The sequence below is a fragment of the Agromyces humatus genome, from assembly GCF_021228295.1.
Lineage (GTDB): Bacteria > Actinomycetota > Actinomycetes > Actinomycetales > Microbacteriaceae > Agromyces > Agromyces humatus.
Map to the genome: position 1 here is coordinate 153,936 of NZ_JAJQPD010000003.1, position 12,390 is coordinate 166,325.

The 12,390-nt window shown below is 70.9% G+C and carries 9 protein-coding genes; 6 read left to right on the forward strand and 3 right to left on the reverse strand.

Annotated features, from left to right (window positions below):
• Nucleotides 1-66 precede the first annotated feature (66 nt).
• The gene (locus tag LSF15_RS05950; protein ID WP_232497613.1) at nucleotides 67-1,443 is read right to left on the reverse strand and encodes an FAD-binding oxidoreductase; all 1,377 of its coding nucleotides are present in this window, start codon (nucleotides 1,441-1,443) and stop codon (nucleotides 67-69) included.
• Nucleotides 1,433-4,933 (reverse strand): ATP-binding protein, encoded by a 3,501-nt coding sequence (locus LSF15_RS05955; RefSeq protein WP_232497614.1) that lies wholly within the window; start codon nucleotides 4,931-4,933, stop codon nucleotides 1,433-1,435. The genes LSF15_RS05950 and LSF15_RS05955 overlap by 11 nt, the downstream gene beginning before the upstream one ends.
• 198 nt (nucleotides 4,934-5,131) lie before the next feature.
• On the opposite strand from LSF15_RS05955, the gene LSF15_RS05960 reads away from it, so the two are divergent.
• From LSF15_RS05960 to LSF15_RS05970, 3 genes are read left to right on the forward strand one after another with little or no spacing between them, the layout of a single operon-like run.
• Nucleotides 5,132-5,341 (forward strand): heavy-metal-associated domain-containing protein, encoded by a 210-nt coding sequence (locus LSF15_RS05960; protein WP_232497615.1) that lies wholly within the window; start codon nucleotides 5,132-5,134, stop codon nucleotides 5,339-5,341.
• 1 nt (nucleotide 5,342) lies between these two features.
• Nucleotides 5,343-6,308 carry a DUF8832 domain-containing protein gene (locus tag LSF15_RS05965; protein ID WP_232497616.1) on the forward strand — a complete coding sequence of 322 codons (966 nt, stop codon included), beginning with the start codon at nucleotides 5,343-5,345 and terminating at the stop codon, nucleotides 6,306-6,308.
• Between the two features lie 4 nt (nucleotides 6,309-6,312).
• Nucleotides 6,313-8,568, forward strand: a complete 2,256-nt coding sequence (locus tag LSF15_RS05970) for a heavy metal translocating P-type ATPase (protein ID WP_232497617.1) — start codon at nucleotides 6,313-6,315, stop codon at nucleotides 8,566-8,568.
• A gap of 18 nt (nucleotides 8,569-8,586) precedes the next feature.
• On the opposite strand, the gene LSF15_RS05975 is transcribed toward LSF15_RS05970, so the two are convergent.
• Complete coding sequence (locus LSF15_RS05975; RefSeq protein ID WP_232497618.1) at nucleotides 8,587-10,365, reverse strand: SulP family inorganic anion transporter; 1,779 nt, start codon at nucleotides 10,363-10,365, stop codon at nucleotides 8,587-8,589.
• Nucleotides 10,366-10,482: 117 nt separating this feature from the next.
• On the opposite strand from LSF15_RS05975, the gene LSF15_RS05980 reads away from it, so the two are divergent.
• From LSF15_RS05980 to LSF15_RS05990, 3 genes are all read left to right on the forward strand, one after another.
• Complete coding sequence (locus tag LSF15_RS05980) at nucleotides 10,483-10,941, forward strand: DUF6325 family protein (protein WP_232497619.1); 459 nt, start codon at nucleotides 10,483-10,485, stop codon at nucleotides 10,939-10,941.
• A gap of 2 nt (nucleotides 10,942-10,943) precedes the next feature.
• The gene (locus LSF15_RS05985; protein ID WP_232497620.1) at nucleotides 10,944-11,159 is read left to right on the forward strand and encodes a hypothetical protein; all 216 of its coding nucleotides are present in this window, start codon (nucleotides 10,944-10,946) and stop codon (nucleotides 11,157-11,159) included.
• Nucleotides 11,160-11,227: 68 nt separating this feature from the next.
• Nucleotides 11,228-12,352: a DUF998 domain-containing protein gene (locus LSF15_RS05990; protein WP_232497621.1), complete on the forward strand. Its 1,125-nt coding sequence runs from the start codon at nucleotides 11,228-11,230 to the stop codon at nucleotides 12,350-12,352.
• Nucleotides 12,353-12,390 lie beyond the last annotated feature (38 nt).

A 12,390-nucleotide genomic window follows, 5' to 3' on the forward strand; every position in this document is an offset into this window, starting at 1 on the left:
CCGGGCTCTTGAGGCGCACTTGGGTACGACTTGAACCGGCTGATCCGGCTGATCCGGCCTCGGCGATCACGCGTGCGGCGTGACGAACATTCCGCGGGGATCGACCTGCGCCCGCAGTGCGGCGAGGCGCTGCCATGATGCAGCCGGCCATCCGCGCCGGGCCTCTGCTTCATCGTCGGCCATGAGCAGGTACACGGATCCGGTCGACCACGGCTCGAGCATGCTCGTCACCCGACCGACCTGGGCGCGCACGGCCTCCCAGCCTGAGCCGGTTTCGGTGCCGACCGCCAGCACGAGTACCGAGCCGTCCATGCGATCCAGGGCGCCGGCGCGTGCGGACGGCCGCGAGAGCGCGCCGCCGAGTTGTCGAAGCTCGACGAAGAGCAGGTCCGACTGCGAACCGGGGCCGGCCGACGCCACGAGCGCCTCCACCGCGCGGTCAGGCAGGTCGGCGAGCATGATGCTGTTGGCGTAGACGGCGGTCGGCGCTTCCGGGTCGAGATGCAGGCGCGCGGCGGCAGCTGCAGCAACATCGGCACAGGTATCGATCTCGGGCCGAAGCGCGCGCAGCGGCGCGAGGATCCGCTCCGCCTCCGCGGAGTCGCCGAGCACGACCGAGTCGATCACGACGAGACGCCGCCCCCTGACGTCGGCGGGCAGCCACGGTTCATCGGGCGCCTGCAGCAGCCGCGCGATGCTCGTGACGGCTTCGGGCGCATCACCGGCGAACTCGGCCCAGGTGCGCAGCACCCGATCGGCGTGCTTCCAGTCCCAGGCGAGCATTCCGGCGTACACGCGTCGCACGGGCAGCAGGTCGAACTCGAGCGCGGTGACGACCCCGAAGCCGCCGCCGCCACCGCGTGCCGCCCACAGCACGTCGCTGTCGTGGGTGTCGGTGGCGCGCACGAAGGTGCCGTCGGCAAGCACGACCTCGACGGCGGTGAGCGCGCTGCACTGCAGGCCGCTCGAGCGCGCGTACCAGCTCAGGCCGCCACCGAGCGAGGAACCCACGACCCCCACGCCCGGGCTGGTCGTGTGCCGGGCCGCGAGGCGCGAACGCCCGGCTCGTTCGACCACGTCTCCCCACCGCAGACCGGCTCCGACGCGCGCGGTTCGACGCTCGGCATCGATCTGCAGCTCGGTCATCGCCGAGGTGCGCAGCAGCACGGCATCGTCGAGCCGTCCGGCAAGCGGCGGCGCCCCGTGGCCTGTGCCCTGCGGGGCGACCTTGAGACCGACCGACGCGGCCGCACGAATCACCTCGGCGACCTCGGAGGGGAACGCGGGGTAGGCGACCGCGGCGGGCGACGCGTCGACCTGCAGGTTCCACGGCACCCTGACCTCGTCGAACGCAGCGTCACCGGGCAGGTGCACCGCACCGCCGCACAATCCCCGCAGCACCTCGGCGCCCGGGGCGGTGAGAGACGTGCGCTCAACGGCCATCGGCTTCCTCACGATCGGGGATCTCGAGTCTGACATCCACGTCTTGAGCCTGACTTGAGCCGGGAGCAGTGCGACTCGCGCCGCTTCCACGCCGCGAGCATGCCGCCGCCGCGCGCTCGGCCACGGATCGGGCGCCGCAGGCGCGGGCGTCGACGAGGGCGGCCTCCAGCATCGGCAGCGCATCGGCGTCGCCGACCTGCGGCGAACTCCCCAACGAGAGCTGTGCGCGCGCCGATTCGAGGACACACGGAGACCCGACGAGCAGTCCGACCGCCTCGTGCAGATCGGGTGCGCCGTCGGATCCCCGGAGTTCGCCGCGCAGTCGCAATGAGGATCCGAGCGACGAGTCCGCGCCCCACCGTCGCAGGATCGCCACCTCGTCGTCCATGAGCGCGACGGCCTCGTCGACCTGCCCGAGCTCCGCGAGCGCTCGGGCCTTCAGCCCACGCCAGGGAGCCCACGCGGGGTTGAAGACCATGGCTGCGCCGACCGGCGCGGAGAGCTCGTCGAGGGCGGCGGCCGGCCGACCCTGTTCGATGAGCAGCCGAGCCGCTCCCTCATGCAGCAGCCGACCGCCCTCGCCGACCCATGGCAGCTCGCGGGCGGCCTCGAGCCCTGCCGACGCCGCCGCGAGGTCGCCTCGATCCAGCTGCACACCCAGCGTGAACGCGGCGGCGTAGGTCGCGGTGACATCGGAGATCCCCCACATCCGCTGTTGTTCGGCGGCGTCGGCGAGCGACTGGAGCGCGTCGTCGAGCCGGCCGTATCGCCATTGCATGAACCCCCGCCACAGATTGACCGACAGGGTCGTGAACAGGCCACCGCTCGCGTGAGCGCGAGCCATGGCGCGATCCCAGAAGTCACCGACGTCCTCGTCGGCCAGCAGCAGCACGGCGGCGGCGACGACCCAGAGCAACCCGTTGTCGACTTCGAGCAACCGGTCGCCCGCCAACGCGAACCGGCACAGTTCGACCGCCCGCTCGCGGTCGACGCCGTCGCGCAGCCGTTCGTAGCCGAGCACGGCGGCCAGCATCCGCGCCCCTTCGCCGTCTCCTGAGATCTCGGGTTCGGGGCCGGCCCGATACCCGATGTCGGGAAGGCCGTGCATGAACGCGGTGATGCGGCGCAGCGCGAGCAGACCCTGGCGTTCGTCGTCGAGTCCGGCGGGCAATGCAGCGGCGGCGGCGGCCGCGAACTCCGTCGCCACCCCCGGAGGTGAAACGAAGACATGGATTCGGGCGATGGCCATGGCGAGCCGCGCGCGCTCCCGATCGTCATCGAGCCGCACGAAGGCTTCGGAGAGGTGCCCCACCCCCGCCGGCCCGTCGACCAGGGTCTCGGCCATCCCCAACTCGACCAGTACCGCAGTGAGCGCGTCGCCCACCGGCGGCTCCTCCAGCGCCCGCCGCAGCAGGAGCACCGCCGACTCCGGGGCGCCACGGCTCGTGGCGGTGCGGGCGGCGGCGCGCAGCAATTCGACGGTATGGGCGTCTCCCCGAAGCGGTGCCGCCATGAGATGCACCGCGACCTGCTCGGCCGCCGCCCCCTGCCGGCGCAGCATTCCGGCCGCCCGCTCGTGCAGCAGCGCCCGCTCAGCTGCGGGCATGTCGTCGTACACCGCGTCGCGGATGAGCGGATGCACGAACCTCGGGTGGTGCCCGTCGGTGAGGATCTCACTCCGACTCAGCCCATCGAGCGCACCGGCGACCTGCTGCTCCGGAAGCTCGACCAGCTCTGCCACCGTCGGCAATCCGGCGTCCGCTCCCAGCACCGCGACGCCACGCGCGGCGGCGGTGACTTCGGTCGGCATCCGGCGAAGCCGCAAGGTCACCAAGGCCGAAACGGCGCGCGAGCCGACCGCCCGTACGGTGTCGACGTGCGAGACATCGGGCGCGACGCCCTGGTCTTCGAGCGCGCGAAGCAACTGGCGCAGGAGCAGCGGGTTGCCCGACGTCATACGGTGGCACGCATCCACGAACGACTCGGCCCCCTCACCGAGCCGTTCGCGCACGAGCACGCCGGTCGCGTGTACCGACAACGGAGCGGGTCGCAGCACAGTGGCCGAGGCATCCGTCGCGACCTCGTCGATCAGTGCGTCATCGGACTCCTGCTCCCCCGTGCGCCGCGTGAGGGCGATCAGCACCGACGATCCCGCGAGCCGCCTGACCAGGTAGGCGAGGAAGCGCAGCGAGGCGGTGTCGCACCATTGCACGTCGTCGATGCAGATCATCAGACGCGCCTGCGACGACAGGTTGATCGTCAGCCGGTAGAGCGCGTGCAGGATCGCGAAGCTGCCCTGCTGCACCGGCGCCTCGGCCGCCGGATCGGCGAACACCGCCGCTGCCCCCGCAGCAGCGCCGTCGAACGCCTCATGGGCCGCGGGCCCGGTCGCGCAACGTTCGAACAACTGGCGGACGACCCCGAACGCGAAGGCCTGTTCCAGTGGACTCCCCCTGGCCGACACCACACGTACGCCGCCGCCTTCGGCGAGGCGCGAAGCCTCGGCGAGCAGCCGCGACTTGCCGATGCCCGCAGGGCCCTCGATGAGCACGCAGCCAGGTGTCCCCTCGATGAGCCCGTCGATGGCGCGCTGCAGGATGGCCGACTCCGCGACGCGGTCGACGAGATCGGCGAAGACGGGATGTCTCGCCGGCGCGAGATCGGGCGAGGGCGACCACGGAGCCGAGGCCGGCGAGGGTGCCGAGGCCGGGGCCGCCGGCAGATCGAGGGCCGGCGACTGTGCCAACACCGCCGACTCGAGCGAGCGCAGCGCCGACCCCGGGTCGACTCCGAGTTCCTCCGCGAGCGTCTCACGTGCCCTGCGCAGGGCGGTGAAGGCGTCGGCCTGACGCTGCGAGCGGTAGAGAGCGAGCACCAGCAGCCGCCATCGCTCCTCGCGGAGCGGGTCGTCGGCGACCAGTGCCTCGAGCTCGCCGACAAGCAGTGCGGGATCGGCCGTGTGCATTCGTGCCGCCAACAGGCGCTCGCGGGCCACCGCACGCAACTCGGTGAGTCGCACGATCTCTGGCTCGACCCACGACTCGGCCGCGTATTCGGAGTACGGCGGCCCCCGCCAGAGCCGCAGCGCGTCGTCCAGGGTGCGGGCCGCGTCGGCCGGCGCCTGCGTGGCAGCGGAGGCGACCGCCGCTTCGAAGGCCCACGCATCGACGCCCTCCGGATCCAGCCGAAGCAGGTACCCGGCACCGCTGCTCGCGATCACGCCGTCGCGCCGACGCGCACCCGCCTCGGGCTGCAGCCGACGCCGGAGATGGCTGACGTAGGCCTGGATCGCCCCGGTGGAGTTCTCGGGCGCGGCTTCGCCCCAGACGCAGTCGGCGAGGCGATCGACCGGGACGACCTGATCGCGCAGCACGATGAGCGCGGCCAGCACGGCACGTTGACGACGCCCGCCGAGGTCGATGACCGCACCCTCTTGGGTGGCTGTCAGCTCGCCGAACACACGCAGACGAAGCCTCGTGTCGCCGTCCACCTCATTCCCGTCTCGCTAGGTCGAGGATAACGACGTCGACACGGCAGCGATAGCTCCCGAGCAGGGGGTCCGCGAGCGAATGACCCGAGGCCGCCCGATCGACCCTCCGCGCACTTGCGGAATACTGGTGGGGGGTATACGGTCTTCCTATTCGATTCAGATACCCCCCAGAGGTATTTGAGGAACTGGAGAGAAGCGATGGCAACGTCGGAGTTCACGGTGACCGGAATGACGTGCGGACACTGCGAGATGTCGGTCCGAGAAGAAGTCGGGCAGCTCGGCGGAGTATCGGCGATCGACGTGTCGGCGGCGAACGGGCGCCTGGTGGTCTCGGCGACCAGTCCGATCGACGACGCTGCGGTGATCGCCGCCGTCGAGGAGGCCGGCTACCGGGCCGAGCGGGTCTGAGATGCGAACCCCCCTTCGGCTCGGGCTCTTCGCCGCGGCACTCCTGGGCGTGTTCGCCGCCGCCGTCGGCGGCGGGCGCCTGCTCGTTCCGTCGTCGGCGGCCGACGGCTGGCGTGACGAGAAGCCCGCGCACGGGACATCCGGCCACGAAGCCGAGGGCACGGATGCCGCGTCTGCGCCTTCGCCCGTCAGCGGAGTGGTCTCCAGCGAACGGGGGTACACGCTGCAGGATGTCTCGGCACCGACGATCGCCGGCGAGGCGGGCGTGCTCGCCTTCACGCTGACGGGGCCCGACGGTGCGGCGGTCACCGAGTACGCGACCGAGCACGAGAAGGACCTGCACCTGATCGTCGTGCGCACCGACGGCGCGGAGTTCCGTCACGTGCATCCCATCCTCGCCGAGGACGGCACGTGGTCGATCCCGTGGACGTGGGGCTCCGCCGGCGGCTATCGGCTCTTCGCGGACTTCGTGCCGCGAGCGCTCGGCGAGGGACTCACCTTGACCACGTCGTTGCAGGTCGAGGGAGACGTCACCTCATCGGGCGCGCCGCCCGTCGCCACGGTCGTCTCGGCTGGACCGTACGAGGTCTCGATCGATGGCGACGTCGTCGCGGGCACCGCTTCCGAGCTGACGTTCTCGATCACCCGCGACGGCGCGCCCGTCGTGCTCGAACCGTACCTCGGCGCGAACGGACACCTCGTGGCCCTGCGCAAGGGCGACCTCGCGTACCTGCATGTGCACCCCGAGCACGGCGAAGAGACGGATGCCTCGACGGTGTCGTTCGCCGCGCAGGTGCCGAGCGTCGGCGAGTACCTGCTGTACCTCGACGTGAAGATCGACCGACAGGTGCACACGGCGGCGTTCACCGTCACGGCGGGCGAGGCGACCTCGTCGGCCGACGACTCAGGACCGCCGCACACCGACACCGGCACCGGCACGCACACCGGCACCGAGCAAGGACACTGAACCCATGCCCGCAGCGACGACGACCCAGCGGGTCGAGCTCGAGATCGGCGGCATGACCTGCGCGTCGTGCGCGATGCGTATCGAGAAGAAGCTGAACCGGCTCGACGGCGTCAGCGCAACGGTGAACTACGCCACCGAGCACGCCCGCGTCGAAGCGCCCGCGGGCTACGACACCGCTGACCTGATCGCCGAGGTCGAGAAGGCCGGGTACACGGCCGTGCTCCCAGCGCCTCCCTCCGAGCCGGCGCACGCCGCTTCGGGCGATCGGCGCGATGACGAACTCCGGTCGCTGCGGAACCGGCTGGTCGGAAGCGTGGTGCTCGCCGTTCCGGTGATCGCCATGTCGATGATCCCCGCCCTGCAGTTCACGTACTGGCAGTGGCTCAGCTTCGCGCTCGCCGCTCCCGTCGTGCTGTGGGCGGCGTGGCCGTTCCACCGGGCGGCCCTGATGAACCTGCGACACGGTGCCGCGACGATGGACACGCTCATCTCGGTCGGCACCATCGCAGCGCTGCTGTGGTCGTCCTGGGCGCTGTTCTTCGGCACCGCCGGCACGCCGGGCATGACGCATCCGTTCGAGTTGACCATCGCTCCCACCGACGGAGCGGCGAACATCTACCTCGAGGTCGCTGCCGGCGTGACGATGTTCGTCCTCGCCGGGCGCTACTTCGAGAAGCGCTCCAAGCGACGGGCCGGCGCGGCCCTGCGAGCACTGCTCGAACTCGGCGCGAAGGATGTCGCCGTGCGCCGCGGCGGCGCCGAGGTGCGGATCCCGGTCGAGCAACTCGCCGTGGGCGACGAGTTCGTCGTGCGGCCCGGGGAGAAGGTCGCGACCGACGGCGTCGTCGTCGACGGTCGCAGCGCCGTCGATGCGTCGCTGCTGACGGGAGAGTCCGTTCCGGTGGAAGTCGCCGCAGGCGACACGGTCAGCGGCGCGACCGTGAACGCGGGCGGGCTGCTCGTGGTGCGAGCCACTCGCGTCGGATCCGACACGCAGCTGGCGCAGATGGCTCGACTGGTCGAAGACGCGCAGTCGGGCAAGGCCGAGGTGCAGCGACTCGCCGACCGGGTCGCGGGGGTGTTCGTGCCGATCGTGATCGCGATCGCCGTCGCCACGCTCGGGGCATGGCTGGGCGCGGGCTTCCCGGCCGAGGCCGCATTCACGGCCGCCGTCGCCGTGCTGATCATCGCGTGCCCGTGCGCGCTCGGCCTCGCCACGCCGACCGCCCTGCTCGTCGGCACGGGTCGCGGCGCGCAGCTCGGCATCCTCATCAAGGGCCCCGAAGTGCTCGAGCAGACGCGTCGGGTCGACACGATCGTGCTCGACAAGACCGGCACGGTCACGACCGGCAGCATGACGCTCACCGACGTGCACACCGCCGACGGCGTCGACGAGGACGACGTGCTCCGCTACGCGGGTGCCGTGGAAGCGGCATCCGAACACCCGATCGCACGAGCGATCAGCGTCGGCGCTGCCGAACGCACCGGCGCGCTCTCCGACGTCGAATCGTTCGCCGCCCTCGAAGGTCGCGGGGTGCAGGGCGTCGTCGACGGCCACCTCGTCGTGGTCGGCCGCGGCCTCCTCCTGCAGGACTGGTCGATCGAACTGCCCGACGAACTCGCCGAGGCCGTGCGCACCGCAGAACGCGCCGGCAGCACCGCCGTGCTCGTCGCCTGGGACGGCGCCGCACGAGGTGTGCTCACCGTCGCCGATCGCATCAAGGCCACGAGCGCCGAGGCGATCGACGAGTTCCGGCGACTCGGCCTGAAGCCCGTGCTCCTGACCGGGGACAACGCCGCCGTCGCACGAGACGTCGCCGCCCAGGTCGGCATCGACGACGTGATCGCCGAGGTGCTGCCGAAGGACAAGGTCGACGTCATCACCCGCCTGCAGGCGGAGGGCAAGGTCGTCGCGATGGTCGGCGACGGCGTAAACGATGCCGCAGCACTCGCCCAGGCAGACCTCGGTCTCGCGATGGGCACGGGAACCGATGTCGCGATCGAGGCCGCCGACCTCACCCTGGTGCGCGGCGACCTGCGTGCCGCGGCCGATGCGATCCGCCTCTCACGGCGCACGCTCGGCACCATCAAGGGCAACCTGTTCTGGGCGTTCGCCTACAACGTCGCCGCCATCCCGCTCGCCGCGCTCGGCCTGCTGAACCCGATGCTCGCGGGTGCCGCGATGGCGTTCTCGAGCGTCTTCGTCGTCACCAACAGCCTTCGGCTGCGGGGCTTCCGCTCCGGCGTCCGCGCCGGTTGATCCCACGCTGCACGTGCGTCACCGTTCGCCGCCGACGTCGTCGCCGTCGTCGTCGTCCCACTTCGTTCCGTCGAGGTCACCGCGAAGGGTGCCGGTGACGTCGTCGACGGCGGCGCCGACGGTGGGCGCGAAGCGTTCGGGAGGGAACCGGTCGCGCAGCCCGTACTCGCGGAGCACGTCGACCACCGGGTCCTTCATCTCGGCGATCACGAGACGGATGCCGCGTGAGGCGAGGTAGTCGTCGAGTTCGACCAGCTCGTCGATGGCCGTCGTGTCGATGTCGGTGATCGGTTCGGCCGCGAGGATCACGGTGCGGATGCCGGGACCCGCGTCCTTCACCCGTGAACGCACGAAGGCGTCGAAGAGGTCACCGTTCGCGAAGAAGAGCGGCGCGTCGAAGCGCACGATGACGACACCGGGGATCCGCTCTCCCTCGGGGTACCGCGAGAGGTCGTGGTAGCCGCGCAACCCCTCGACCCGCCCGAGCTCGGCCCGGTACGGGCGCCAGGAGCGGATCACGAACGCGAGCAGCGACAACCCGATCGCGACGCCGATGCCCTCGAGCACACCGAAGACGAGCACGCCGAGGAATGCGGATGCCGAGAGCAGGGCATCGACCCGGTCCATCCGCACCAGCCGGATGAAGCCCTTCACGTCGATCAGCCGCGATGCCGCGACGATCACGACCGCGGCGAGGGCCGCGGCCGGCAGGTGCGCCGTCAGACCGGGGACGAGGAGCATGAATGCGATGAGGAGCACCGCGCCGACGACACCGGTGAACTGCGTCTTCGCACCGGCCTGCTCGGCGACGGGCGTGCGCGACGACGACCCGCACATCGGGAAGCCGCTGAGGAACCCGGTCGCGATGTTCGAGACACCGAGCGCGGCCATCTCCTTGCTGCCGTCGACGGTCTCGCCGCGGCGTGCGGCGAAGGTGCGTGAGAGCACCGCCGTGTCGGCGAACGCGATGAGGGCGATGCCGAGTGCGGGCAGCGCGAGATCCGCGACATCCGACCACTCGAGCCCGGCGAGCGCCGGTGTCGGGAGCCCTCCGGGCAGGGCGCCGACCACGGGCAGATCCTCGGCCAGTCCGAGGATCCACACGAGGGCCGTCGCCACGACGACCGCCGCGAGCACGCCCGGCACGGGCGACTTCAGCCAGGTGAGTCCGAGGATGACGACGAGGCATCCGACGCCGAACGCGACCGCGAGCGGCTGGATCTCACCGCCCGCGATGCCCGCGAAGATGGCACCCACCTCGTCGAGCAATGAGTCGCCCTCGACCGAGAACCCCAGCAGCTTCGGCACCTGCGAGATGAGCACGATCAACGCGATCGCGTTGAGGTAGCCGACGCGGATCGGCTTCGACAGCAGGTCGGTCACGAAGCCCAGCCGCAGGACGCCCCCGGCCAGGAGCACGACTCCGACCATGATCGCGAGCAGCCCGGCGAGCGCGACGGCCCGCGACTCGTCACCGACCGCGAGCGGGAGGATCGCCGCCGCGATGATCGGTGCGAGTGCCGAGTCGGGACCGATCACGAGGATCTTCGACGGCCCGAACACCGCATAGACGAGCAGGGGCACGATCGTCGCGTAGAGGCCGGTCTCGGGCGGGAGGCCGGCAACCTCGGCGTAGCCCATGCCCGCCGGGATGAGCAGGGCCGTGAGCACGAGTCCGGCCCGCACGTCGGGCCAGAGCCAGGCGCGCTCGTAGGTGAGCGCCGTATCGACTCCGGGCGGCACCAGCCACCGGGGAATGCGCTTCGCGGTCATCTCGGCCCCTCTGTCGACCATCATGGCGGATCCGGCGCGGATCGGCGATGAGGCCGGAGACAGCTCCGAATCACGCGATCCGTGTGATGCGGACGGCAGGTGCAGGGAGGATCGTTCCGAGCATCGAGGAGAGGAACCGAGATGACCGAGCGCACGTTGGACGAGTTGGGGCCGGTGGACTTCCTGGTCATCGAGTTCCCGGCGGGGCAGGCGAATTTCACCGGCGAGATCGCCGATGAGCTCGTCAGACTCGTCGACGCGGGCACGATCAGGCTGATCGACCTCATCATCCTGACGAAGGACGCCGAGGGCGAGATCGATGCCATGGAGCTCGAGGATCTCGGCGAGCTCGGGCCGCTGGTCGCGCTCGAGTCCGAACTCGCCGAGCTGCTCGCCGCAGAAGACGTCGTGAACCTCGCAGTGGCGATGGAGCCGGGCAGCGTCGCCGGCGTGCTCGTCTACGAGAACCTGTGGGCAGCCCCGTTCGCCTCGGCCGCGCGCCGGGCCGGAGGGCAGCTCATCGCCAACGGTCGAATCCCCATCCAGGCGATCATCGCCTCGCTCGAGGCCGACGCATCGCTCGACACGACAGGAGCCTGATCATGCCACTCAGGGCAGCACGAGTCGGACGGGTCGGCGTCGTCGGCGCCCCCGTCGCCAGGGCCGCCGTCGTCGGGGCGGCGGTGACCGGCCCCGGCAGATCGCCGATCGCAACCGCCGCCGTCGTCGGCGCCGCCGTCACGCCCGGACCTGCGCCGATCGCGAAGGCGGCCGTCGTCGGCGCCGCCGTGACACCGGGTCGGCGACGCCGCATCTGATCGGGGCATCCGCCCGACGGTCGTAGACCGCCGCGACGGTCACCCGTCATCGCGACAACGCGCTCACCATGCTCGCCGCAGATCAGCCACCGGCATCCCGCCCGACCACACGCATCCGGTCGGGCGGGGTGAGCCCGCGCTCGTACGGCCTCCGCGTCGAGACCGAGGCGATCGTCGCCGGGCTCGCAGCGGCCGTGCTCTTCGGCCTCGTCGCGGCGGTCCTCTTCGCCGGGCAGGTCACCCCGCTCTGGGGCGGCCTGTCGGTCGGCGCCGTCGCGGCCCTCGGCGCACTGGTCGGGGGCACCGCCGCCGGCTATACCGGTTACTGGCGCTCGAGGTACCGGCCGGGACAGGAGTGGCGACTGCACATCGCGTCGTGGAAGTTCCTCGTCGACTCGACCACGGTCGCGCTCGTGCACGCGATCATCGCGGCGATCCTCGCGACGGCGGTCTTCGTGCTGCTGCAGCGCAGCTTCGAGGGCCTCGTGCTCGATGTCTACAGCAGCGCCATCGCGGTCGCGGTGAGCGCCGGTGCCGCCGCATACCTGATCTACCAGTCGGTCTCGGAGATCTCGACGCGCAAGATGTCGTCGATGCTGGTGGCGTTCATGGCGATCAGCGTGCTGACGAGCATCGCGACGGCGCAGGACCCGGCCTGGTGGGAGTACCACTTCAGCCAACTGGGCACAGCCGGCGACTTCTCGTCGTCGCTGTTCAACCTCGCGCTGATCGTCGCGGGATTCTTCGTGACGACGTTCGCACTGTACCTCGACCGCGATCTGACCGCGCTCGTCGAGCGGGGCGTGCTGGAGCATCCGACCGCCCCTCGCACCATCTCGGTGACATTCGTCGTCATGGGACTCATGCTCGCGGGCGTCGGCGTCTTCCCGCTGCACGTGAGTATGCCGCTGCACAACCTGTGCGCGTCGGGAATGGCCATCGCATTCTCGGTCATGGTGCTCGGGTCGCCGCACATCCTCGCCGGACTCCCCCGCCGGTTCTTCATCTTCTGCATCGGCACCTTCGCAGTGCTGATCGGGGCGTTCCTGCTGTTCGAACCGGTCGGCTACTACAACCTCACCGCGTTCGAGCTGATCGCGTTCAGCATCATCTTCGGGTGGATCTCGGTGTTCATCCGCTTCGTCAACGCGCTGGCGGCCCCCGGCAACCCCGACGTACCGCCCACCGTCTGACATCGGATGCCGCGACCCGCGGCGCCCGTGGGGTCGGT